This window comes from Bilifractor sp. LCP19S3_H10 (genome assembly GCF_052119185.1).
GTDB lineage: Bacteria > Bacillota > Clostridia > Lachnospirales > Lachnospiraceae > Bilifractor.
Genome location: NZ_JBQKFT010000004.1, coordinates 106,277 through 130,927 on the forward strand (window position 1 = coordinate 106,277; position 24,651 = coordinate 130,927).

A 24,651-nucleotide genomic window follows, 5' to 3' on the forward strand; every position below is an offset into this window, starting at 1 on the left:
CTTATCTCCCTCTTAGACATCCAGCTCTGCATCCGTAGCATGATCATAGATGAACTTCTTTCTCGGCTGAACATTTGTACCCATCAGTATCTCCGTTGTCTCAGAAGCCATACGCGCGTCCTCGATCTCCACCCGCCGCATCCGCCTTGTTTCCGGATTCAGTGTAGTATCCCAGAGCTGCTGGGGATCCATCTCTCCGAGGCCCTTGTACCGCTGCAGCGTGAACTTCTCTCCCGCATGATTTTTCCTGTATTTTTCCAGTGCCTTGTCATCGTACAGGTACTCACCCTCACCCTTTGAGGGAATGGTCTTGTACAGCGGAGGCATGGCGATATAGACATGTCCCTGATAGATCAGCTCCGGCATAAAACGGTAGAACAGCGTCAGCAGCAGTGTCGATATATGAGCTCCGTCTACATCCGCATCGGCCATGATGATAATCTTATCGTAACGAAGCTTTGTAATGTCAAAATCGTTGCCGTACCCCTCGGAAAATCCGCACCCGAAGGCATTGATCATTCCCTTGATCTCCGCATTCGCCAGAACCTTGTCCATGGTTGCTTTTTCCACATTCAGGATCTTTCCTCGGATCGGGAAAATTGCCTGAAAATTCCGGTTTCTGGCCATCTTCGCGGACCCTCCGGCCGAATCTCCCTCGACGATGAAAATCTCACACTTTGACGCATCCCTGCTCTCGCAGTTCGCCAGCTTCCCGTTGGCATCGAAGGAATACTTCTGCTTCGTCAGCATATTGGTCTTGGCCTTTTCCTCGGTACGCCGGATCTTCGCCGACCGCTCGGCGCACTCCAGAATAGTCTTCAGAACCGGCAGATTGCGGTCAAAATATCGCACCACCTCATCGCCGGTAACCTTACTGACCGCCTTCGCGGCATCCGGATTATCGAGCTTCGTCTTTGTCTGTCCCTCGAACCTCGGATCCGGATGCTTGATAGAAACCACAGCAGTCATCCCGTTGCGGATGTCTGCTCCGGTGAAGTTTGCGTCCTTGTCCTTCAGAACACCCAGCTCTCTCGCATAGCTGTTCATCGTCAACGTGAACTGCGTCTTGAATCCCGTGATATGAGTACCGCCCTCGGAGTTGAAGATGTTGTTGCAGAATCCGAGAACATTCTCCTGAAAGGCACGGATGTACTGAAAAGCAACCTCCACCTGGATTCCGTCCGCCTCTCCCTTGAAATACACCGGGTCGTGAAGCGTCTCCTCGTTCTTATTCATTTCCTTTACGAATCCGACGATTCCCTCCGGCTCGGAGAAGATGATCTTCTCATCCTTCCCATCCCTCTTATCTTCAAATTCGATGACAAGAGCCGGGTTCAGATAGGTTGTCTCATGCAGCCGGCTTTTCAAATCCTCCGCCGAAAATCTGGTTTTCTCAAAAATCTCGCCGTCCGGAAGAAAATTAATCCGTGTCCCCGTCTCTTTCGTTTTTCCAAGCTTCGGCAATAGGCCGCTGCTGTCCAGCTCCAGCACGGGTTTTCCCTTTTCGAACCGGTCGTGCCAGATATAGCCGTCTCTGCTGATCTGCACATCCATATATACGGAAAGCGCGTTTACAACAGAGGAGCCAACGCCGTGAAGTCCGCCGGAGGTCTTGTACACCTCGTTGTCAAACTTTCCGCCGGCGTGCAGAGTGGTAAGCACCAGCCGTTCCGCCGGCATTCCTTTTTCATGCATCCCGACCGGAATTCCTCGCCCGTTATCAGTTACGGTGCACGAACCATCCGCTTCAAGCACCACACTGATTTTCGAGCAGAAGCCTGCCAGATGCTCATCCACGGAGTTGTCCACGATCTCATAGATCAGATGATTCAGGCCCTTACGCCCCGTACTTCCGATATACATTCCGGGACGCATGCGGACCGCATCCAGTCCTTCGAGAACATGAATACTCGATGCATTGTAACTGTCTTTTTTTGCCATGTCATACTCCATTTCAAAATAAATCCGTTTGCTTTGCGGAAATCAGTCTGCCATTCGGTCATCTTCAAAATACATCCGCGCGCTTTGCGGAAATCAGTCTGCCATCCGGTCATCCGGCAGCAGTTCACGGAACGAGAAAATAAACTCGTCCGCGATCTCCATCATCTCCGGGTGCATCCGGTAATTCGCCTTCTCGTATACACCGACCGTGTAGAAGCCGCCGGCATTCGCGCCCTTAAGACCTTCCGCAATATCCTCAAATACCATGGTCTTCCCGGGATCGGTTCCAATCGCGGCCGCTGCTTTCAGATATATATCCGGAAATCCCTTGCCTCTTTTTACATCGTTGCCCGTACAGTAATCATCGAGGAGCCTCATCAGTCCGGTTCTCTCCAGGCATGGCCGGACCAGCGCATCATCCGAAGAAGTAGCCACAGCGATCTGCAATCCGGCTTCTTTCAGATATTTCACGAAGTTTAACGCGTAAGGCTTCAGGGGAAGATGGCTGCTGTACGCCTCCTGCGCCATATCCAGCCATTCGCGGACAAGCCCCTCAGGTGTGTCATTCTCCAGATGGAATCTCCGTATTGTGTACCTCGCTGCTTCAAGGGCACCGAGAGGCGTGATAGCCTTCTGATAATCATCGGGTACCTCGATGCCCCTCTTCGCCAGAAAATCAACATCAATCTGATGCCACACGCCCATCGAATCCAGCAGAGTACCGTCCAGATCAAAAATCGCGCCTTCAAAATCCTGTATTCTCATGCCGTCTTCCTCATACCACCTCTGCCATCCGCATATGTCCAATTCTGAACACTAACGCTTTACAATTTGCCATGGAACCGGATTTTTGTCAACCCGGCCTCTCTTAACTTCCACCGGTTATCAGACGCCTTCATTGTCCATCGGCTATAAACCGTCTTCCCACCGGATATATGCCGCCTTCATTTTTTACCGACACGCATCCTTCCGCGCACAATGACTCCCTGCAGCCCCAGATTTCTGTCCAGGAGAACCACATCCGCCATTTTTCCCTCCTCGAGAGTACCGTAATGATCAAGAATTCCAAGAGCCTCTGCCGGATTTCTCGTCGCGCAGGCAACCGCCGTTTCCATCGGTATTCCCGCTTCCCGCACGGCCGTACGCAGGCAATCCATAAGATTTGTCACAGAACCTGCCAGGGATCCGTCCCTTACAAGCGTTGCTCTTCTTCCTCTGACATCAACCTCCTGCCCGCCAAGCGTATACCTCCCGTCCGGCATGCCGGTTCCTCTCATGCTGTCGCTGATTAAAATCATCCGTTCCTCACCCATCATCCGGAAGGCCGCCCGGATCGCGGACGGATGGACGTGGATGCCGTCACAGATGATTTCACACATCACCTTCGGGCTGTCAAGGGCCGCCCCGATCACGCCGGGAGCGCGGTGTCCGAACGGCGGCATCGCATTATACATATGCACCAGATGATCCGCTCCCGCCCGGAACGCCGCAAGTGCTGTCTCGTAATCCGCGTCTGTATGCGCCAGCGCCACATGAACCCGGTCCTTCACCCGGCGGATGAAAGAAATGGAATCCCCCGACGCTTCCGGCGCTATCCCGATAAATTTCACCAGTCCCCCGGAAGCCTCCAGAAATCGATCGCAGACAGATGCGTCACATGGAATGATATATTTCGCGTCCTGCGCACCCCGTTTTGCAGAGCTGATAAAAGGTCCTTCCATATTTATGCCCACAAGTCTTGCTATGCCCTCGTCACAGACTTCTCTTCGATATTCTGCGGAGGTGCGCAGGATGCTGACGAGCTTCGAAACCGGAAGTGTCATCGTAGCCGGAGCAATGACCGTCACACCGACAGACGCCTCATATTCCGCAATTCTTTTGATCGCTTCCATCGAACTGTCACAGAAATCATCTCCTCTGCATCCATGCAAATGAAGATCAATCAGGCCGGGGATCGCATAAGCTCCCCGGCCGTCAATAATATCCTGTTTCTCCCGGAAGCCCGGCTTTCCCCTCCAAATGGAGAACGCATCTTCCATGAGGTTCGGATCATCCATTTTCCCTGATCCTTCCTCTTCTTTCTGTGTATATATCCGCTCTATTTTATCATCCTTCGTGACGATGCATCCTTTATGGAAGCTCTTGTCCGGAAGGAATACCTGTATGTTCCTGATAATCATGTTTTCATTCGTCTCCTGCAAAAACAGCTCCTGCTCAGAATACATTAGATTCTCGGTGAGCAGGAGCCAGCATGATCAAGAAATACCTTTTCCGTTGTCAGATCGTCTGCAGTCAGCTGATTTACAAACGTGAGACCCGGTGGTTAAATATCCATACAAAGAAAAAGCAGAACACCAGGGTGTTCTGCCGCAGTCGATAAGGGAATCGAACCCTTGTTTTCGCCGTGAGAGGGCGACGTCTTAACCGCTTGACCAATCGACCGTTTATTATAATACCAGACGCAACTGTTAAATGCAAGTTGTTTTTCCATTTCGAAAATCTTTATTAGTAACAGAGAAGTTCGCTTTAATTTTTACGAACATAAAAGAGTTTCTCCGGATTATTTCCTCCTCCACCCGGACAAACGGCCCGCCTCTTCTTCCGCCCGGCTGAAAAAAATGTTCCTCTCCTTCCGCGCGTGCGGAACTTTCTGTTCGAATACAACTTCCCAATGCTGCAGTTCCCCAATACGAACGAGATAAAACACGCTGCGCGAGTTTTATCTCGCTATCGCGACGCTCGCCGCACACGAATACTTCGCATTCGGCTGCGGCTCACTGTACGCGTAAAAAAAAAGCAGAACACCGAGATGTTCTGCCAGCAGTCGATAAGGGAATCGAACCCTTGTTTTCGCCGTGAGAGGGCGACGTCTTAGCCGCTTGACCAATCGACCGAGGACTATGATAGCAGAGACCGTGAGAAAAAGCAAGCACTTTTTTCAAATTGAAGAAAGACTTTTTTCGACTCATTTTTCGACTTTTTTTCGCAAATCGAATCAGTTATACTTGTTACAGTTAACAGGAGGTTTTATATGAATAAAAAAGAAGTACTTGAAATCAGGAAACTATTTAAGCCCGACGACTGCCGGGTTGACCGGATCTGCGGCTGCTATGTGGACGGTCACAAGAATAAGATCTCGGAGATGAAGGAGGCCTTTCTCTCTCTTCCCGAGGAAGAGATCCACAAATATACAGATATTTTCAAAAAGACGCTCTCTGGACAGGTCGGAAAAAATCTGCTGAACCTCGAGTTTCCGCTCAGTGAAGAGGCGGAGGGCGGACATCAGAAGGACCTGATGGCTCTAAGAGACAGCCGGCTGGAGGATGACGAGCTGATCTCCGCCTTTTACGACAAAATCATCAGCTCCTATCTCTACGCAGAGAACTATCTCATCCTTCTGATCCACGGAAATTACGATGTTCCAGGTCACGGAACAGATCACGAAGAGATGTTCGATGCCTCAGACTACGTATATTCCTTTATCATGTGCAGCATCTGCCCGGTGTCTCTGTCAAAGCCCGGCCTGGTGTTCGATGCTCCCACGAATTCCTTCATCGACAAGACACAGGACTGGATGGTTCAGATGCCCGAGACAGGCTTCCTCTTCCCTGCCTTTAATGACCGCAACACCGACATACACTCCATCCTCTACTATTCCAAAAACGCAGAGCTGCTCCATCCCGAGATTCCGGACGATATCCTCGGGTGCAGTCTTCCGATGACGGCCGGTGACCAGAAAGAAACCTTTGATCAGATCATTGAGGACACCTTCAGCGATCACTGTGATTTTGAGGTGGCAAAGACGGTACACCGGAATCTGAATGCGCTTCTGGAGGGAAAAAAAGACGATCCGGAACCGACGCCTCTCGACAAGAACGAGATTCGTCATTTTCTTGAGAGCTGCGGAGCCGAGCAGGAACAGATCGAACATTTCGAGGAAACCTACGATGACGATCCGTCCGGGGATAAACACATCCTTGCCTCCAACATCGCCACTCCCGGAAAGTTCGAGGTGAAATCAGATGATGTGAAGATCTCCATTGATTCCTCCAGGGCAGATCTGATCGAAACCCGGATGATCGACGGCATCGAATATATTCTGATTCCGGTTACCGACAACGTTGAAGTCAATGGTATACGGATCAGCTCCAGACACACCTCTGCCTCCCAAAGCGATTCCTGATCCTGCATGCCCGGGGATTCCGGCAATCCCCGGACACGTGCCGCTGCGGGCATGATGAGCATCCTTTGCCGGAGATCGTATACAGAAAGTCCTCTTTGACGGCTTCCTCATAAATATTCTTCGTCGTAAAGACACCGCCTCTGTACAGGATTATCGGATCAACCACCTTGCTGCCGTACTATTTGCCCGGGAGAGCCCGGTTACTTCGCAGAACCCGAATGCTCCTTCACCAGCATCAGCCCCGTGTATGTTACCGTATCCTTCCCGTAGTAATACCCGAGGTCGTTGTCCTTGCAGACCTGGCTCACCAGAAGGCCATAGGCCTCCATGGATGAATGCGCCTTCTCCGGGAAGCGGCACGGAGAATCCGGATACGAACATTTGCGGCAGATTCTGCATCCTCCGCTCGACAGCGCCAGCACGTAAACATTCTTCTCTCTCAGCCTCTGAAGAAAATCCGAGAAACGTTCCTTCTGGGTCTTCTCTCCCTCCATCATACCCTCATAATCCATGGAATCTTCCAGCATCTGCGTCGTCTGAACCAGAACGCCCCAATCATACTCCATCATCCTTGCCTGACACTCTTCAATCGTCCCGCAGGCAGGTGGGCAGGTCCAGCTATGTCCATATGCATTGCATTTATCCGCCGCGCACATGTCACGCACTTCCTTCATGGTATGCCAGGTTGCTCTGTCCGCCAGCGCAATGTGCGAAAATCCGGCATCCTCTGCCATCTTCAGCACTTCCTTCTGAAGAGTATCTCTTATACTATCCGCTTTGCTGTTTTCCTGAACAAATTCTCTTTTTTTCTGTCCGATGCTCTCCATCATAATTACCTCCTCGCATCAATCACATAACAGGCATCACCAGATCGCACCCGATGCTCTCAACTTCTTATACAATCAATCCCAGCGCCCTTTACATTTTCATCATATAACCCGTCCCGGTGCCCTTTACGCTTTCATCATAAGATCAGCCCCAGTTTCTGAAAGGCATGCATCAGTCCGTCTTCATCTACCGGATCTGTGACGAGATCCGCCGTCTTTTTGAGCGCAGGCAGAGCGTTTCCCATCGCCACTCCCACCTGCGCATAATCCAGCATCTCAAAATCGTTCGGTCCGTCACCGAAGGCGATGGTATCTTCTCTCCGGCCTCCGTTCGCGTCAAGATACCGCTGCATGCCGAAGGCCTTATCATATCCGTTCATCGTAATTTCGCCGTCCACCGTATCTCCGAGCTTGAAGCTCGTCTCCACAACAGTGAAATATTTGCCGAGGTCCTCCTGCATCTGCCGGATCGACCGACCCGCACCGTAGAAAACGAATTTATTCACCTCGGGGCTATCCTTCGGCGCATCGGTAAAGGTAATTCTGCCGAGCAGCCTTGATTTTTCTTCCAGGGTCTCCTCCGTTCCGCCGAACAGCTGCAGGACCTCTTCCCTTCTGTCCCGCGGACAATAAATCCCGGAATCTCCCTGGAGAAAATAAAGACTTCCGATCTCATCCAGATAGTCCAGAAGCATGCTCGTTTTCTCATGTTCCACATATCTGCGGAAAACGACCTCTCCCCGGCTGCGTACCACGGTTCCCGCACCGCTGACAATACCTTGAAACAGATCTCCCTCCCGGATCCACGCGTAAATCTGCGCGTATGTCCTTCCCGAGCAGATCACCATATCATGTCCACGCTCTGCTGCCTCCCGGAGGGCATATTCCGCCGATTCCGGAAGCTCTCCCCGAAAATTTGTAAGCGTTCCGTCAATGTCCAGAAACACCGTTTTCTTGTCCAACTTTTTCACCAATCCTTATATTCTCAGAGCTCATTCAGTACACCCTGAATACCCTTTTCTCGAAAGAGCTTTTTATAGTACGCAAGCTCATCATTGATAATCTGATCGATTGCACGCATGCTCAGGAGCTCCACCGGTGCCTTATCGTCGGTGAGCAGAAGGTCTCCCCTCCGGTATTGTCTGAGATTTCCGCAAACCTTTTTCAGCAGCGCCTTCAGATCCGGATCTCCGATCCTGTCCAGACGATCATTGAGGGTATCCGCATCCAGATCCTCATTGAGTGCAAAAAGCTCACGGTTTGTGTATCCCTTCACATCCACCGTATAGACTGAAGGGAATACCGCGGAAATCGTGTCGGAGAGATAACTGTTGATCGATTTTTCGCCCGATGCACGCATATTCATGTTCACTACCATGACTCCGTTCGGTTTCAGATGTTCCTTTACCATGCTGAAAAATTCTACGGATGACATCTGAAAAGGCACCGAAATATCCTGGTAGGCGTCCACCATGATTACATCATAGGTGTGCCGGTCCGCCTCCAGATACGCCCGCCCGTCGTAGGCAGCGACCTTTACGGAATCCGGCATGTCAAAATACCTGCCGGCAAGATCCGTGATTTTCTGATCGATCTCCACTCCCTGAATCTTCGCGTCCGGGAAGTGATTTGCGCACTCCTTAGCGTAAGTCCCTGATCCGTTTCCGAGGATCAAAATATCGCAGGAATTGCCCGCCTGCGATTCTGCCCGGTCTCCCGCATGTGATTGTGCCTGCGCTCCCGCATCGGATACTGCCTGTGCTCCCGCATTCACGTCTGCCACCGGATCGTCACCTGACCCGCTCTCCTTATCGGAAGCCTCACTCACCTCTTCATCCGGCACGAATCCTGCCATCACAGGCGCAGCCATTGCATAATCGTAATACATTCCGGTCAGCGAGCCGTCCTTTCTGCTGATCGACTGTATGCCGAAAAGGACATTGGTTGAGAGGATTACGGTATCCTTGTCCTCCTGAACCTGCAGATAGTTGTAGATGGATTCGCCTTCGTAAGCCAAAGAATTGTTCCAGAACGCAAAATGTCCGGAATGGCCGAAGACACTGCACACCACAAACAAGATCACCGATACCAGACAACGGATTTTTCCGATGTTGGCGCTGATGAAATAGATCATGGCAAGTGCCAGAAGAATACCCGAGAAAATCAGGAATGTCACCGATGTTCCAACCGTCGGAATTGTGATGAAGGTCGGCGTGAAGGTGCCGATGATGCTGCCCACGGTATTCGCGGCGCCGAGTCTTCCCACGGTGCTTCCGCTGTCATCCAGACTCCGGACCGCATATTTGGTCAGAGATGGCGTGACGGTGCCGAGCAGAAAACAGGGAAATACGAAGATAACCATACAGGCGAGAAAGCCTGCAGCAATCAGAAGATTGCTGCTGATCGTGACGATCAGAATGCCTGTGATCAGAAGAATAATGTATTTGCCAAGTACCGGTATGGCTGCCGTCCATACCGCGGCGATCAGCAGCCGACGATAAAGCCTGTCAGGATCCGGATTTTTGTCCGCGCTTCTGCCCCCGTAGATATTTCCCAGAGCCATCGCGATCATGATCGTGGAAATGATGATGGTCCAGACGATCTGTGAGGACGAAAAATAAGGAGCCAGAAGACGGCTAGCTCCAAGCTCCACGGCCATGACAGCCATGCCCGCGAAAAATTCTGTCAGGTAAAGATATGCTTTGTTCTTGAGGATTTTTCTTTCTTTCATGTCGATCTGTTTTCCATATCTGAATCATCTATATTTATTTCATCTGAAAATTTTACAGAAATCCGCCTGCGGCGTGAACAAGTATCTCAGCATCCCTTCGAGTGTTCTTGTCCGGATGTATCTGCTCTTGACTTGTCTGTTTTTCTTGAAAGAACTGCTTTTTTTCTGATCTCCTCACTGAATGTCCGGTGCTTATTCTCATGCATGATCCACCGGATGATTACATCGTAGCTCTCCGGACGGTGAGGAAAATTGCAGTCGGTGCAGTCCTTGATGATTTCATTGTTCCCGCGGCTGACAAAGGCAGGATTCCCCGGACATTTCTCACTGAGATAGAAGGGACAGTAGCAGAACATGCAGTTGAAGTTCTCAAGCCCTTTATGACACGGAAAGTACTGGCAATCCCGATTTTCAAAAAAACGATAGGAATTTTTCATTTAAATCTTTCTCCTTCATCTTCCTCTGTATATTCAGCATTCTTCTCAGCGGCAATTCTGCCGCGAACTGCATACAGAAATTCTTCTCAGCAATACTCCTGCCGCAGATTGCATACAGAGTTCTTTTTCATGATATTCCAGCTCTGTGAAAATGTAAAGCAGATCAGCCACGAACTGTGCAGGAGGTACAACCACAGAACACATCCGTGGAACACCGCCCTGAAATTCAGCAATAAAACACAGCCCCAGAGCACAACTACGAAAGCTCATACAAAAAAGAAGCCGCAGGGTAATCGGCAACCGGCCGTCCCCAGGCTTCTGTTCGGTATCTCATTCCGTATCTTGTTCTTTATCACATTGTATATCTTGTTCCGTATCTCATTCTGTCAGCAACCGCCGTGACTCATCCAATTCTGATGCAAGACCCGCGCCTATGCCTTCGGCTTCTCCTTCACAAGCTTGAATCTGTTTCGGAGAAGCTGATCGACCGCATCCGCGTCCTTCCCCAGAGCAATGGAAAATTCACTGCAGACAATCGCTTCTGCTTCTCTGAGATACTTCTCATCCACCGTCGTGAATTTCCTGCCCTGCTCCAGTCTCTTCTTCCGCTTTACAAACAATGTCTTGATCATGCTGATACAGTCTCTGACATTGTTGTTGCGGATAATATCCTTGTACTGTTCTTCGCGGAACTTTTCACTCTCAACCTCGAGGAATTCGATCTCGGGGATTTCATCGATGATTGCCTCCGCGGACTGGCGATCCAGTATTTCACGCATCGCCACCTTATCATTGTCTACCGGGGAATAAATCGTACTCTTGTCTGAATTAACCGGTCGTAAAACGTAATACTTACGTTTTCTGTCGCAGCCCGGCATGTGTAGCCGAGTCACATCCATTACGAGGCATGGTCCATTTGATCCATAAACTACATAGTCACCTTTCTGATACATTTTTTGCCTCTTTTCTATATGTGCTTTACCTTTAGCTGCTGAAAAAAATTCACCCATTCGTCATCAATTATGAGTATATTATAGCAAAAATCCAAAAATTTTTCCATGGTGAGTTACTGCGGGATTGCGGGAGTGCAAAGCACGGAGCAATCCGTAGCTTATACAGTATGTGATACGACTTATCGCATGGGCATTTACTGTGTTATAATAGGAACCGGTGAGGAATGCACAATGATAAAAGTAAAAGAACAGATTCTGAAAGAGCTGCAGCAGAATATTGGAAATCCGATTTCCGGCCAGGACCTGGCGCACCGGTACGGTGTCTCCAGAAATGCCATCTGGAAGGCCGTCAATTCATTAAAAAGCGAAGGATACCCAATCCTCTCTGACCGGAAGAGAGGCTATTATCTGAGGGAATCCTCTGACATTGTTTCCGAGGACAGCATCCGTTCCGATCTTCCGGATGACATGTTTCTCGCGGATGGTTCCTGCCGTATCAGGATCTGTCTCTTCCGGGAAATCGATTCCACGAATCTGGAGGCGCAGCGCATGATCGCAGATGGCTTTTCAGGCGCCGCCCTTATCATCGGTGAACGGCAGACACAGGGACGCGGACACAACGGATCCGGCTTCTACTCTCCGGCTTCTACCGGGCTCTACATGACGCTTCTTCTCCCTTTGAACCTCATTCTGACGAAGTTTCAGCTGGTAAGCCGTGCCGCTGCTGTCGCGGCTGTCGAAGCCGTGAGGGAACTGACCGGCCGGTCTCTTCAAATCCGCAAGGTAAATGATCTCTATGACGGATCTCACAAGATAGGCGGGATCCTCTGTGAAGCAACCAGCACTGATCTGGAATCCGGAAAACTTCAGCAGGTATGCATCGGCATCGGTCTAAACCTCACAACCTCGATTTTCCCGGAAAATACGCCTGTGCCTTACGCTTCGATCGGAGGCGGCTGTACGCGCAGTCAGCTGGCCGCAAACATCACCGCAAGGCTGATGCACACGGATTTCGAACACCCGGATGGTTTTCTGCAGAAATACAAGGAATACCACCTGAGCGAAGAGAGCAATCCGGAATGATAAGCAAAGCCGCACCGTTCCGGAGAACGATGCGGCGATGTTTTTTCTTCAAATCTCAACTTTGCTTTCCAGCGTGAAGGAGAAGGCCACGCCGTTTTTGTAGTTGGTGGCCCAGCATTTCTGCTGATGCGCATCCATGATCGCCTTCACGATGGACAGACCTATTCCGCTGCCGCCGTAGGCTCTGGTTCTTGCCTTATCCACCTTATAGAACTTCTCCCAAATCTTGTCGAGCGACTCCTCAGGTATCGGCTTCCCGCTGTTGAACACCGTGGTTGTAACGATCCCGTCCTTCTCGGTGCAGGTGATTTCTATTCTGTCGTCACCCTCCAGATGATTCAGCGCGTTGGTCAGATAGTTGGTAATCACTTCCTCGATCTTGAACTCATCACCCCAGACGTAAATCGGAGCCTTCGCGTTCAGGATAATCCGCGCCTTCTTCTGCTCGATCATCAGCTTCTCATGCGCCACGGCTCCGTTTATCAGCTCGACGAGCTCAAACCGCTCCATGCTGAGCTGGTCATTGCCGTTCTCCAGCTGGTTCAGTGTCAGAAGCTGGCGCACCATATGGTTCATCTTCTTGGATTCGTCGATGATGACATCGCAGTAGAAATCCCGGCTCTCCGGATCGTCATTGACATTATCCTTCAGTCCTTCCGCATATCCCTGAATCAGCGCGATCGGCGTCTTCAGTTCATGGGACACATTTCCCAGGAATTCCTTACGCATCTCATCGATCTGAATTTTTTCCGCGATATCTCTCTCCAGTCTGGCATTTGCGCTCTTCAGATCGCTGACCGCTGTCTCAAGTTTATCCGACATCACGTTGAAGTTTTTCCCCAGCTCTCCGATCTCATCTTCTCCGCCGCTGGTATAATGTGCGTCAAAATCAAGATCCGCCATTCGCTTGGACAGGCTGTTCAGCTCCAGGATCGGCTCTACAATCCGCTTTGTGACAAACCAGATGCTGATCGCGCCGATGACAATTGCCAGAAAGCCAAGGTACAGATAATAGCGGACAGAGATCTGCGCGGCCTCGGCGATGCTCTGCGCCGGAGTCAGCACCAGATAGTAGTCTCCGTTTTCCAGCGTTCCATACAGCTCCAGATACTCAATGCCGGCAAAACGGTCCTGAATCCGGATGACCGAATACTTCTCCGTCTCCTTTACCTTCGCGTAATTTCCCTCTTCCTTCCCCATGATCACGCCGAAAAGGCGTCCCGACATGGTCGAGGAATTCCTTGAATTGGTATCCAGAACACGCGAAATATTCGCGTCGGTGATTCCGTACGTCAGATTGTTGATATTTGCGAATTTATTAAAGGATTCCGGCATGGTGTCGCTGTCCGCCTCATTCGCCATGTTATAGCTGTCCACCAGCTTATTCATCTTGACGCGCATATAATAGCCGTCAACAAAAAAATACTCGAACACACCGATCATTGCTATGAACATAGCCATGATCAGAATAAAAGTCAGGGCGATTTTCTTCCTAAGTGATTTCTTCATTTATTCATTATCCACTTCAAACTTGTATCCCATTCCCCAGATGGTCTTGATATAGTTGCCCTTGCTCCCCATCTTGCTCCTCAGCTTCTTCACATGGGTATCGATTGTCCGCGCGTCGCCGAAATAATCATAGTTCCACACATTGTTCAGAATCTTCTCCCGGGACAAGGCAATTCCCTGGTTCTCGAGGAAATATGTGAGCAGCTCAAATTCCTTGAAACTCAGCTCGATGGGCTGTCCGTTCACAGACGCCTGGTGGGCGGATTTGTTGATCTCGATTCCGCCCGCCTCCAGAATATCGTTCTGGTTCATCTTATTCGTTCTGCGGAGAATCGCCTCGACTCTCGCCACCAGAATCTTCGGGCTGAAGGGCTTGGAGATATACTCGTCAACCCCGAGATCAAAGCCCAGAAGCTCGTCTCTCTCGTCGCCTCTCGCTGTCAGCATGATGATCGGTACCTTTGATTCCTTCCTGATCTCGCGGCAGACCTGCCATCCGTCCATCTTCGGCATCATGACATCCAGCAGGATCAGCGCAATATCCTTATCCTCATAAAATTTGCTCAGAGCCTCTTCCCCGTCTGCAGCCTCAATGACATTAAAATTATCTTTTACAAGGAAATCTCTGACCAGCTTTCTCATCCTCGCTTCATCATCAACTACCATTACCTTTAGTTTATCCATATCCCATTTCTCCTTATCTGATACAATTCAGGGATGACCTTCTCATGCAATGCAGCGCATCATTCCGCCACTTATTATCTGATCAAATATAACACAACCGATGCCCGCAATGCATGTCATTCTTTTTTGAAACAAACACCAGCTTCTGATCAGCTGTTCTGTGCTCATAGTACACATCCAATCTTATTATAAGGAGACATTGTGTAAAAACTGTGATAAGTCGCAGAGCAAATGATTGTCTCCATTCAGCCTGTATATTTCCGGAACATTCTGAAGTCTTTCCGCGCCTGCCATCCGATCTTCACAATTTTCTTTACGTTCATGGAATTCTTTCCTCCCTGACGCGGTCCGAATGTAATCGGAATAAACTTCACCTTTTTGTGACGGTTAACGCCAAAGGTCGTCAGCATAACATTCGGAAGATTGTAGTTCTCGGGCATCAGCGGGAGAAATTCCTCCAGATAAGCTCTGGTCATCAGTCGGAACGGCGCGTTTGAATCCGGAACAGACACCCTGAAATAATGCTTCAGAATCCGGCAGAGCACCTTCTCGACAAATGCCCGGTTCTTCCCGTCTCCGCGCTTTGTGCGGTTCCCGAAGATGGCATCGAAGAATTCCCGCTGCTCCCAGAACGCCTCGAATTCCGCAGGATCTGTCTGCCCGTCTGAATCTGTCTGAAAAATATAATCCGCTCTCTGATCAACCGCGTACCTGTAAGCAAATAAAACAGCCGATCCATGTCCTCCGTTCAGCTTCGTCAGCGGCTGCAGAAGAGGCCGCTCCACGGCAAGTTCCTGCAGAATCTCATAGGTATCGTCCCGGCTCCCGTCATTTACGATCACCAACCGTGATTTTTGCCCCGCGCTGTGTCTTTCTACGACCGGATACCAGTCGCTCACCAGCTGCCTGATATTTTCTGACTCATTGTACGCCGGCACAACAATAAAAAGTATGTCACCCATCTTCTTTCTCCCCTTTGGCTGCAGCCCATCCTGCAGGGTTTCTGCCCGCAGTATTCATCGCATTAAGCTTAACGGAATCTGCCGGTCCGATCAATACCCGAATCTTCCCACGGGCAGGAATACCGCCCCATTGCCACGGATCTGATCGTTTGCATTTCTTATGGAATCCTGTATACTGAATTACGCGAATTACGAGAAAAGCATGGCTGTCCAACACCAGCCTGCTTTAAGTATTCCGTGGCGCGGACAGAGCCCGGACCGCTGTTGTTCTTTGTTTTGTCCGGTATTTATCCTTCATTCATTACCTTCTTCTTGTTTTCGGAGCATTCCTTATGAACGACATCAAAAATTCTCACAGCGCTTTCCGTTCCGCCTTCCCCCATACCATACCGGTAATGGCGGGCTATATCTTTCTCGGGATCACCTACGGCATTCTCATGCGGACATCTGGCTTTCCCTGGTGGTATCCGACTTTGACGGCGCTGATTGTCTATACCGGGTCTATGGAGTTCCTTCTGGTCTCCATGCTTCTGTCTGCTTTCCATCCCCTGTCCGTCTTTGTCACGGCGATCATGGTCGGTGCCCGCCACCTGTTCTACGGAATCTCTCTTCTCAGAACTTACCGGAACGTCGGCTGGAAAAAGTTTTATCTCATTTACACCACCAGCGATGAGACCTTTTCCGTCATCTATACCACTCCTGTTCCGGATAGCATAGACCGCGGCAGCTTCTATTTCTGGATTTCATTTCTGGATCAGATGTACTGGACACTTGGGACGACTCTGGGAGGCCTTCTGGGAGGTCTCATTACCTTTGATGTCGAAGGTCTTGATTTTGTCATGACTGCCATGTTTGTTGTGATTCTGATGAATCAGTGGATGAAGGACGGCACGCGTATGAAAACCCTGATAAAGGATCATATTCCCGAGCTGATCGGCATCCTCGGCTCCGTGGTGTCCCTGATCATCTTTGGCGCAGATCATTTCATCATTCCCGCCATGATGCTCATACTGGCACTTCTCATGAGCTTCCGCAGATTTCTGGATCCGTCCGGTGCTCCCGATGAACTGAAAAAAGCAGAGAAAGCCACAAATGCGCCAGAGACAGCCAAAGACATTAAGGAGGAACACCATGACTGATATGCCACTATACCAGCAGTTCATAACCATCGGAGTTGCCGTCCTCGGCACCGTCCTGACCCGGTTTCTTCCATATATCGTGTTCCCGGAAGGGAAAAAAATCCCCCGGGTCATCAATTATCTCGGCAAGGTGCTGGCGCCTGCCGTCTTCGGCCTTCTGGTCATCTACTGCCTGCGAAATGTAAATTTCGCCGGCGCGCACCACGGGCTCCCGGAGCTTATATCCATTGCCGTAGTCATAGCGCTCTTTATCTGGAAGAAAGGGATGATTCTCCCCATGGCAGGTGGAACCGTCTGCTACATGCTTCTGGTACATTTTGTGTTCTGACAGCGCAATAAAATAGCCGCAGACAGCGCGTCATGAAATGAACACAGGTAAGCGAGATAAAACACGCTGCGCGAGTTTTATCTCGCTATCGCGACGCTCGCCGCACACAAATACTTCGCATTCGGCTGCGGCTCACTGTTCGCGTAAAAAAACAGCTCCGCAAATTCTTTATAGAAAATGCGAAGCTCTTCTTAAAGAAAGAGTATGCGAAGCTCTTTCGTACGGAGCAGACGAAAGAATAAAGCCCATAATGATCTAACAATTTGCAAACAAACACAAAACAAAAAATCCCGGAAACCCTTGTAATTAAAGGATCTCCGGGATTTTTCAAGTGGACCAGGCGGGAATCGAACCCGCGTCCGAAAACCTCTCTGTCCGGCTTCTTCCATCACAGTCAGTCTATTGACATTCCCTCTGCCGTATGCCGCCTGACAGGCTTACGGTTTCAGTAGCTTCATAAAATCCGCCATACCTCAAAGCTTTGGCATGACAGTTCCCCGTCTTGGATAATGCCGGAACAGGAAGGCACGGGAACCCTCCTGCCCGACAGCTGCTTTAATTAAGCAGCAAGCGCGTAACTATCGTTATCAGCGTTTAAATTTAATTGTCATGTTTTTACGTGGTCACGGCTTCCACGGATGGCTTCCCGAACTTCAAAATCCCCGTCGAAACCAGTACTAGCCCGTATAATAATCATACAGCTAATAACGGAACCGCCTTCCGACACGGAAAGCGTCCCTCTGGTATATGATTCAGTATTCCTTAAGATACCACAGCTTATTGCCGATGTCAACGGGTTGCTCTTACAGTTTCCCCTTTCTCCGTGTTCTCAATTGCAAAACTAAATTCCATCTCGGAGTGGAATTTAGTTTTACAATTGAGATTTATTCTGCAAATAGTATAAGGTATCTTGACAGCACGGCTATGCATGATAGAATCATCAACGGCGCCCGATCAGGCTTTTTCATTCGCAATATTACACAGCTGATCTATATGGTTCAACATTTGCATCGGGCTGATCCATTTGTTTCAATAATAAGCTGCCGGCGACTATAGAAGGGAAAAAATATCATGTCAGAAATCATGTCAGATACCAATACACGGATTTCCGGAGGAATCCGCCGCATGACAGAGGGAAGTCCATTCCGTCTCATCCTGCGCTTTATGATTCCGGTCCTGCTGGGACAGCTTGTACAGCAGACTTACAATATGGTTGATTCTATCATCGTCGGAAGACTTCTCGGCGCGAGCGCACTGGCGGCGGTCGGTGCCTCCTCCAGTGTCCAGTTTATGGTAATCGGATTCTGCAGCGGTGCCTGTGACGGGTTCGCCATACCGGTTGCCCAGCGTTTCGGCGCCCGCAAAATGCAGGAAATGCGCCGGTATATCTACCACACCGTGATCCTCACCATTCTCTGTGCCGCTGTACTGACGACGGCTACGGCCATTTTATGTCCGCAGATCATCCAGGTCCTGCACACGCCGGAAGGCATCCGCCGTGACGCGGATCAGTATCTACTCATCATTTTTCTCGGCCTGCCCTTTACGTTTTTCTATAATATGCAGGCTTCGCTTCTCCGTGCAGTGGGGAACAGCCGGGAACCGTTTCTGTTTCTTGCCATTGCCGCATCGCTGAATATCTTTCTGGATCTGTTCTGCGTAGCCGTTCTGAAATGGGGCGTTGCCGGAGCTGCTGTCGCAACCATCACCAGCCAGGCGCTCAGTGGTCTGATGTGTCTTCTGTACATTGCGCGCAGCATGAAATTGCTGCATCCTCAGAAGGAAGATCGGGTATGGAGCGGAAGATACGCCAGAAACCTGCTTGTCATGGGGCTTCCGATGGGACTGCAGTTTTCCATCACAGCAATTGGAAGCATGGTCATGCAGGCCTGCAACAACAGTCTGGGCAGTCTTTATGTCGCCGGGTACACGGCAGGCGACCGGATCGAGCAGTTTGTCATGTGCCCGTATGTCGCTCTGTCCTCTTCGATCGCCACCTATGTGGGACAGAACTTTGGCGCAGGAAAATATGGCCGCATACGGAAGGGTGTCCGGGAGGGTTTCCTCATGGGCCTGCTGTATGGCGTGATCTTTGGTTCACTCATGGCTTTAACCGGAAGAGAGATTGCTATGCTCTTTCTGAATGAATCCCCGGATTCTGCCCGGATACTGGATATCACAGCTCAGTTTCTGAAAACCGTGGGATTCACGTTCTGGCTGGTCACCTCTGTCAATGTATTCCGTCCCGCGATTCAGGGTATGGGACAGCCCGGCAAGGCGATCTTCTCCGGTGTCATCGAAATGATTGCCCGCACGGTTTTTGCGCTTGGGACGCTCCGGATTCTTGGATTTACAACCATCTGCTGGACCCATCAGGCAGCATGGATCACCGCCGGCCTGTACGTTCTTCTCATGTTCCGTACAATTATCCGGAAGACATCTTCCTGACCGTCAGTCCCGCCTGTAATCTGCTCATCCTGATGTGTCCTTTTCGCGCGGACAGCCTGCTGCAGCGCCAACCTTGGCGCTACGTCCGCGGCCGGGGTGTTCCGCTATAATTTTCCCGAAAAATATCTGAAATATCCGGATCTGTCACAGATTCCGGATCTTGAACTCGCGCTCCGTCTCACGGCGCATATCCTTCTTCGCGATATCCGCCCGCTTGTCATAGAGCTTCTTGCCTCGCGCAAGCCCGATCTCGACCTTGATTCTTGAATTTCTGAAATAGACCTGCAGCGGAACAATCGTGAAGCCCTTCTGGGCAGATTTCTGCTGAAGTTTCAGAATCTCATTTTTGTGCATGAGAAGTTTCTTGACGCGGAGCGGATCGCGGTTGAAAATATTACCCTTTTCATAAGGGCTGATATGCATTCCGTAGATAAAAATCTCTCCATCCTTGATCCCTACGTAGGATTCCTTGATGGAACATTTTCCCATGCGGCAGGATTTTACCTCTGTGCCGTGCAGCTCAATGCCGCACTCATACTTTTCATCGATGAAATAATCATGGTAAGCTTTTTTGTTATTCGCAATCAGCTTCGTTCCCTTTTCCTTTGCCATTTCCGTTCTCTCCCTCGTCATCATCTTCCGCAAGGACAAAATCTATCTGGCGGAGCCTTGCATCTGCCCGGACTGCTTTTACCCGGAGCTTCTGCCCGATTTCAAATATCCTTCCGCTGTTTTTCCCGGTCAGCGTCATGGCGCTCTCATCGAAGATATAGTAATCGCCCTTCAGCGTTGACACATGCACCAGCCCCTCAATTGTGTCCGGACGCTGTACGTAGATTCCCCATCCGGTGACACCGGTTACCTGTGCTTCCGTCACCTCTCCGAGATGTCCGCCCATGTATCTGGCCATCTCGATTTTATTGGTCTCCCGTTCTACCTCAACGGACCGCCGCTCAAGCGCGGAGGATTTCCAAGCGACATCCTGCATGATCCGGTTGTAATACGACAGTTTTCTTCCGGTCAGATTCCCGTGAAGATCATCCTTGATAATCCGGTGGATCTGAAGGTCCGGGTATCGCCGGATCGGCGATGTGAAATGGCAGTAGTACGGTGAAGCGAGACCGAAATGGCCGCCGTTTTCCGGTGTGTATCTGGCCTGCTGCATGGATCTCAAAAGCATGGAGCTGACGAGCGATTCCCGGGGCGTCCCCTCTGCACGGCTGATGATCTTCTGCACTTCAGAAGGCGTGATGTGATGTCCCGCCTTCTCCGCAGGGATCCCCAGTGAGCGCACCAGCTTCAGCGTATCCTCAATTTTATCCTCATCCGGGCTTTCGTGCGTCCGGTACAAAAACGGCACCTGCTTGTCAAAATACGTTTTCGCAACCACCTCGTTCGCGGTCAGCATGAACTGTTCGATCAGCTTTGTCGCAGTTGTCGGATAAGACGGACGGATCTCCACCGGGTGTCCCATCCGGTCGAGCCGGATTTTTGTCTCCGGAAATTCGAAATCAATCATGCCGCGACCGTGGCGCTGCTGCTCAAGTTTTGCCGCCAGGTCACGCATATCAAAAAGCATCGGAAGAACATCCGCGTATTTTTCTCTGAGCTCTGCCGGATTTTCTGTAAAAATCCGGTCCACCTCGGAATAGGTCATGCGATGTGAGCTGCAGATCACACTTTCCACAATCCTGCTGCCGCGGATATTTCCCTGCCTGTCCATTTTCACGATGCAGGACAGCGTAAGTCTGTCCTCGCCCTCATTCAGAGAGCAGACCCCGTTGGAAAGCTTTTCGGGCAGCATCGGAATCACACGGTCCGCGAGATAGACAGAGGTTCCTCTCCTCAGTGCCTCCTTGTCCAGCGCACTGCCGGCGGCCACATAATTTGTGACATCCGCGATGTGCACACCCAGGATATACCCCGACCCGTCCCGCTCGAGCGAAACCGCGTCATCAAAATCCCGGGAATCATCTCCGTCGATCGTAATGATCTGCCGGCTCCTCAGATCGAGACGGCCTGCGATGTCCCCCGGACCCGGGCAGGCGGGAAATCCGGCTGCCTGCTCCAGAACCTTCTGCGGAAATTCAGCGGGAACCCCATATTCCAGCACCACCTCCGTGAGCGCTGTCGCCGGATCATCCGGATCCAGCTTACGGATGGCGTTCCGGATCTCCGCGGTAATAACCCTTTCGCTGCGCGAGTTTCCGCCCGCCTCAGAACAACTGCGGCCCCTGTCACGGGATCGACGATCACCACGGCGAGAACCAACGCCCTTATGGCCGGCCATATCGCCTCGGCGGAAACCGGAACTCTTACCGTCCGTAAGATCGCCGCGGCGGGAACCGTATCTCTCATCATCCGAAAGATCATTATGGCGGAAATCTGACTCCCTATGGCCCGCAAGAAAAGCAGACTCCCCGGACCCGATTTTTTCTGCCGGATCTCCGGGCCTGACCATTTCATAGCGTCCCTCCTTGTCCTTCCGGATCTTATGTTCCAGAACCAGAGTGTCAAGCGCCTCCATCATATCCTTGACCTTTGCCTTCGGTACGTCCAGAAGAAACGCGATATCCTTCGCGCGCATCGGTTTGTAATTCTTTGATCCGATCAGATCGGCAAGTATCTTCCGCTCCTTCTTTCCTGCAGCCTGTCTTCTGCCCGCGCGGCGGCTGTATGTCTTTTCTCTTCCTCTGTCCTCGGAATTTTTTATGTTTCTGTATTTTTTCATCATTTCCCTTTTAAAATATATATTCAACCGCCAGATCTCATCATCTCAAAAACAAAGAAAGGCTGCTGCAATGATCTGCAACAGCCCTACTATGTCTTATTCATCAGAAGCTCATATTCAGAACAACCGCAAGTCCGACAAAGACAATCGCCATGATCCTTGTCAGACGGATCAGATTGCCCTCCTTTGAACGGCCCTTGTTCTTGCTCCAGTACGTATCAGAGGTCGTTGCCATACCGGCGATCGCGCCAAGACCTCTGTCCTTGCCCTGCTGCATGAGTACGACAATGATCAGCGCTACGGAATCTATTGCAAACAGAACTGTCAGTACAGTGCGTAGAATAACCAAAACAAACCCTCCTGTTTCTAACCAAAAAACTCACGAATATGATATTAGCATACCTATCCGGGAAATTCAACCCGCTAATTTCATGAATTCCGCAGCCTGATTCATGAATTCCGCGCATTTCGGCAGCTTCTTTCTTTACAGATCCTCCAGAATGATCGTAAACGGACCGTCATTCACCAGCGAGACCTTCATATCCGCGCCGAAAATACCCGTCTGAACCACCGGTACCTGTTCTCTGGCCTTCCGTATGATGTATTCGTAGAGCGCATTTGCCTTATCCGGGTTTCCGGCTTCCAGGAAGCTCGGCCGGTTTCCCTTTCTGCAGTTCGCGTACAAGGTGAACTGGGATACCAGAAGCAGTTCTCCTCCGACATCCTGAAGGGAAAGGTTCGTCTTGCCCTGACTGTCCTCAAAAATGCGCAGCCCGATCAGCTTCTTCAGATATCTGTCGGCAATTTCCTCCGTGTCGCTCTCGCCGACGCCGATCAGCACCAGAAATCCCTTCCCGATCTCACCGGTTGTTCTGCCGTCCACCTGAACCCTTGCCTCTGTAACTCTCTGTACCACAAACTTCATGCGTCTTCTCCCAGTTTCTCTGCCTCAGTATGCATCTGTGCCGCGCGTCTTCGCCATTCAATGAACAAAGCCGTTTCCGCCGCTCTGCTGTCTCCGGAATCCCATCCGTCCGATTTTCTGTCTCTGTCTCAGGCACTTATCATGAGCACACCGTCAGTCAATTCTTCTCAGAGAACCTTTGAGAGAAAATCCTGCAGCCTTCCCGCCTTCGGATGATTGAAGATCTCATCCGGGGTTCCCTGTTCCATGATGATGCCGTCCGCAACGAACATGACGCGGTCCGCCACCTCTCGGGCGAAGCCCATCTCATGCGTAACCACTGCCATCGTCATTCCGTCATCAGCCAGTTCCTTCATTACATTCAGAACCTCTCCTACCATTTCCGGATCAAGAGCAGATGTCGGCTCATCGAAAAGCATCACCTTCGGGTGCATGGCGAGTGCCCGCACAATCGCAATTCGCTGCTTCTGTCCGCCTGACAGACTGGAAGGATAGGCATCCGCCTTATCCAGAAGCCCAACCCGTTCAAGCAGCTTCTCTGCCTCGGCATCCGCCTCAGCCTGATTCATGTGTCCCGTACGCACCGGAGCGAGGGTGATGTTTCTCCTGACGGTTTTGTTCGGAAAGAGATTAAAATGCTGGAATACCATTCCCATCTGCTGACGCATCTGGTTGATATCCGTCTTGTCCGACGTGATGTCCGTTCCGTCAAAGATGATTTTTCCGGACGTCGGAATCTCCAGAAGATTCAGGCATCGCAGAAAAGTGGATTTTCCCGATCCGGACGGACCGATGATCACGACCTTCTCGCCCTCCGAGATATGATCCGAAATATCATTTAAAACCGTATTGTCACCGAATTTTTTGACCAGGTGCTCGACCTGGATCAGTGCTTTAGCGTCTGTCACTTTTACGCATCCTCCTCTCAAGGATTCCCAGAAGCCAGGTGAGAATCATGACAACCACCAGGTACATGATGGCAATTCCGATGAAGGGCATAAATGCCTGATAGGTCTTCGCCTGGATCTGCATCGCAACCTTCGTCAAATCCGTAAGTCCAATGACCGTTACCAGGGATGTATCCTTAAACAGTGTGATCAGCTCATTGCCGAGCGCAGGGAGAATATTCTTGACCGCCTGCGGGATAATGATGTCCTTCATTACCGTGGTATAGCCCATTCCCAGCGACCGTCCCGCTTCCATCTGCCCCGGATCGATGGACATGATACCGCTCCGGATGATCTCGGATACATAGGCTCCCGAGTTGATGCCAAGAGCAAGGATGGCAACTCCCACCAGGTTCCGGCTCGCCGCAAAAATAACAAATCCCATAATCAGAAGCTGAACCATCATCGGGGTTCCGCGAATCACTGTCGTGTATACCTCACAGATAATGTTCAGGACTTTCAGTCCTCCGCTGACCTTTCCGATTTTCTGCTGATCGTGCATGGTACGCACAACCGCGACCAGGATCCCGAGTACGATACCGATCGCCAGCGCGCCAAGCGTCACAATAAAGGAAACCCTCAATCCATCCAGATAACGTTTCCATCTGTCAGCCGCCACAAAGCTCTGATAGAAATTGTCGCGCACACCGGCCCAAAATTCTGCCACTGCTTTTTCCTCCCGACTTGAAATTCATCATGCAACACAGAGACATGCATAATTATTCATATATTACTAAAAAAAACGGGATGGTGCAAGCCCATCCCGCCAATAATTCAATTCTGTAAGCCCGTCTGTCAATCCTTCCATCCGGACAACCCCAAA

General features: G+C 50.6%; 22 protein-coding genes, 2 tRNA genes and 1 other RNA gene. 5 read left to right on the forward strand and 20 right to left on the reverse strand.

From position 1 onward, the window contains the following. Positions 1 to 12: 12 nt before the first annotated feature. From ACTQZS_RS04735 to ACTQZS_RS04755, 5 genes are all read right to left on the reverse strand, one after another. The gene (locus ACTQZS_RS04735) at positions 13 to 1,941 is read right to left on the reverse strand and encodes a DNA gyrase/topoisomerase IV subunit B (protein WP_441474810.1); all 1,929 of its coding nucleotides are present in this window, start codon (positions 1,939 to 1,941) and stop codon (positions 13 to 15) included. 93 nt (positions 1,942 to 2,034) lie between these two features. Further along, complete coding sequence (locus ACTQZS_RS04740) at positions 2,035 to 2,706, reverse strand: HAD family hydrolase (protein ID WP_441474811.1); 672 nt, start codon at positions 2,704 to 2,706, stop codon at positions 2,035 to 2,037. Positions 2,707 to 2,885: 179 nt separating this feature from the next. Next, positions 2,886 to 4,121, reverse strand: a complete 1,236-nt coding sequence (nagA, locus tag ACTQZS_RS04745) for an N-acetylglucosamine-6-phosphate deacetylase (protein ID WP_441474812.1) — start codon at positions 4,119 to 4,121, stop codon at positions 2,886 to 2,888. A gap of 190 nt (positions 4,122 to 4,311) precedes the next feature. Then, positions 4,312 to 4,383, reverse strand: a tRNA-Glu gene (locus tag ACTQZS_RS04750). A gap of 379 nt (positions 4,384 to 4,762) precedes the next feature. Then, positions 4,763 to 4,834: transfer RNA gene (locus tag ACTQZS_RS04755), tRNA-Glu, on the reverse strand. A gap of 138 nt (positions 4,835 to 4,972) precedes the next feature. Here ACTQZS_RS04755 and ACTQZS_RS04760 point away from each other — a divergent pair. After that, complete coding sequence (locus ACTQZS_RS04760; RefSeq protein WP_441474813.1) at positions 4,973 to 6,124, forward strand: DUF4317 domain-containing protein; 1,152 nt, start codon at positions 4,973 to 4,975, stop codon at positions 6,122 to 6,124. Positions 6,125 to 6,324: 200 nt separating this feature from the next. On the opposite strand, the gene ACTQZS_RS04765 is transcribed toward ACTQZS_RS04760, so the two are convergent. From ACTQZS_RS04765 to ACTQZS_RS04785, 5 genes are all read right to left on the reverse strand, one after another. Next, the gene (locus ACTQZS_RS04765) at positions 6,325 to 6,954 is read right to left on the reverse strand and encodes a DUF2284 domain-containing protein (RefSeq protein WP_441474814.1); all 630 of its coding nucleotides are present in this window, start codon (positions 6,952 to 6,954) and stop codon (positions 6,325 to 6,327) included. 134 nt (positions 6,955 to 7,088) lie between these two features. Then, complete coding sequence (locus ACTQZS_RS04770; protein WP_441474815.1) at positions 7,089 to 7,922, reverse strand: Cof-type HAD-IIB family hydrolase; 834 nt, start codon at positions 7,920 to 7,922, stop codon at positions 7,089 to 7,091. Between the two features lie 14 nt (positions 7,923 to 7,936). Then, positions 7,937 to 9,682, reverse strand: coding sequence for a spermidine synthase (locus ACTQZS_RS04775; protein WP_441474816.1), 1,746 nt, complete (start codon positions 9,680 to 9,682; stop codon positions 7,937 to 7,939). An 86-nt stretch (positions 9,683 to 9,768) separates the two neighbouring features. After that, entirely contained in the window at positions 9,769 to 10,119 is a 351-nt protein-coding gene (locus tag ACTQZS_RS04780) for a cysteine-rich small domain-containing protein (RefSeq protein WP_441474817.1), read from the reverse strand. A 431-nt stretch (positions 10,120 to 10,550) separates the two neighbouring features. Further along, positions 10,551 to 11,072 carry a CarD family transcriptional regulator gene (locus tag ACTQZS_RS04785; RefSeq protein ID WP_441474818.1) on the reverse strand — a complete coding sequence of 174 codons (522 nt, stop codon included), beginning with the start codon at positions 11,070 to 11,072 and terminating at the stop codon, positions 10,551 to 10,553. 231 nt (positions 11,073 to 11,303) lie between these two features. On the opposite strand from ACTQZS_RS04785, the gene ACTQZS_RS04790 reads away from it, so the two are divergent. Beyond that, positions 11,304 to 12,155 (forward strand): biotin operon repressor, encoded by an 852-nt coding sequence (locus tag ACTQZS_RS04790; protein ID WP_441474819.1) that lies wholly within the window; start codon positions 11,304 to 11,306, stop codon positions 12,153 to 12,155. Positions 12,156 to 12,203: 48 nt separating this feature from the next. On the opposite strand, the gene ACTQZS_RS04795 is transcribed toward ACTQZS_RS04790, so the two are convergent. The 3 genes from ACTQZS_RS04795 to ACTQZS_RS04805 all read right to left on the reverse strand — a co-directional run bounded on the left by ACTQZS_RS04795 (position 12,204) and on the right by ACTQZS_RS04805 (position 15,310). Beyond that, positions 12,204 to 13,664 carry an ATP-binding protein gene (locus tag ACTQZS_RS04795; RefSeq protein ID WP_441474820.1) on the reverse strand — a complete coding sequence of 487 codons (1,461 nt, stop codon included), beginning with the start codon at positions 13,662 to 13,664 and terminating at the stop codon, positions 12,204 to 12,206. Beyond that, positions 13,665 to 14,348, reverse strand: a complete 684-nt coding sequence (locus ACTQZS_RS04800; protein WP_441101198.1) for a response regulator transcription factor — start codon at positions 14,346 to 14,348, stop codon at positions 13,665 to 13,667. It abuts the gene before it with no gap. A gap of 245 nt (positions 14,349 to 14,593) precedes the next feature. Continuing rightward, positions 14,594 to 15,310, reverse strand: a complete 717-nt coding sequence (locus ACTQZS_RS04805; protein WP_441474821.1) for a glycosyltransferase family 2 protein — start codon at positions 15,308 to 15,310, stop codon at positions 14,594 to 14,596. Positions 15,311 to 15,642: 332 nt separating this feature from the next. Here ACTQZS_RS04805 and ACTQZS_RS04810 point away from each other — a divergent pair, with 332 nt between their 5' ends. Together ACTQZS_RS04810 and ACTQZS_RS04815 are read left to right on the forward strand one after the other, a co-directional pair. After that, positions 15,643 to 16,449: an AzlC family ABC transporter permease gene (locus ACTQZS_RS04810; protein ID WP_441474822.1), complete on the forward strand. Its 807-nt coding sequence runs from the start codon at positions 15,643 to 15,645 to the stop codon at positions 16,447 to 16,449. Between the two features lies 1 nt (position 16,450). Then, entirely contained in the window at positions 16,451 to 16,777 is a 327-nt protein-coding gene (locus tag ACTQZS_RS04815) for a branched-chain amino acid transporter permease (protein ID WP_441474893.1), read from the forward strand. 329 nt (positions 16,778 to 17,106) lie between these two features. On the opposite strand, the gene ssrA is transcribed toward ACTQZS_RS04815, so the two are convergent. Beyond that, positions 17,107 to 17,461, reverse strand: a transfer-messenger RNA (tmRNA) gene (gene ssrA, locus ACTQZS_RS04820). Between the two features lie 387 nt (positions 17,462 to 17,848). Between ssrA and ACTQZS_RS04825 the strand changes: the two genes are divergently transcribed. Continuing rightward, the gene (locus ACTQZS_RS04825; RefSeq protein ID WP_441474823.1) at positions 17,849 to 19,225 is read left to right on the forward strand and encodes an MATE family efflux transporter; all 1,377 of its coding nucleotides are present in this window, start codon (positions 17,849 to 17,851) and stop codon (positions 19,223 to 19,225) included. Between the two features lie 144 nt (positions 19,226 to 19,369). On the opposite strand, the gene smpB is transcribed toward ACTQZS_RS04825, so the two are convergent. From smpB to ACTQZS_RS04855, 6 genes are all read right to left on the reverse strand, one after another. Next, positions 19,370 to 19,837, reverse strand: coding sequence for an SsrA-binding protein SmpB (gene smpB / locus ACTQZS_RS04830; RefSeq protein ID WP_441101194.1), 468 nt, complete (start codon positions 19,835 to 19,837; stop codon positions 19,370 to 19,372). Beyond that, on the reverse strand, positions 19,800 to 21,956 hold the full coding sequence (gene rnr, locus ACTQZS_RS04835) for a ribonuclease R (protein ID WP_441474824.1): 2,157 nt from the start codon (positions 21,954 to 21,956) through the stop codon (positions 19,800 to 19,802). Before rnr ends, smpB begins: the two co-directional genes overlap by 38 nt. 103 nt (positions 21,957 to 22,059) lie before the next feature. Next, entirely contained in the window at positions 22,060 to 22,305 is a 246-nt protein-coding gene (gene secG, locus ACTQZS_RS04840) for a preprotein translocase subunit SecG (RefSeq protein ID WP_441101192.1), read from the reverse strand. Positions 22,306 to 22,440: 135 nt separating this feature from the next. Next, positions 22,441 to 22,881 (reverse strand): D-aminoacyl-tRNA deacylase, encoded by a 441-nt coding sequence (dtd, locus tag ACTQZS_RS04845; protein WP_441474825.1) that lies wholly within the window; start codon positions 22,879 to 22,881, stop codon positions 22,441 to 22,443. 167 nt (positions 22,882 to 23,048) lie between these two features. Beyond that, entirely contained in the window at positions 23,049 to 23,789 is a 741-nt protein-coding gene (locus ACTQZS_RS04850) for an amino acid ABC transporter ATP-binding protein (RefSeq protein WP_441474826.1), read from the reverse strand. Then, positions 23,776 to 24,495, reverse strand: a complete 720-nt coding sequence (locus tag ACTQZS_RS04855) for an amino acid ABC transporter permease (protein ID WP_441474827.1) — start codon at positions 24,493 to 24,495, stop codon at positions 23,776 to 23,778. The genes ACTQZS_RS04850 and ACTQZS_RS04855 overlap by 14 nt, the downstream gene beginning before the upstream one ends. Positions 24,496 to 24,651: the final 156 nt, after the last annotated feature.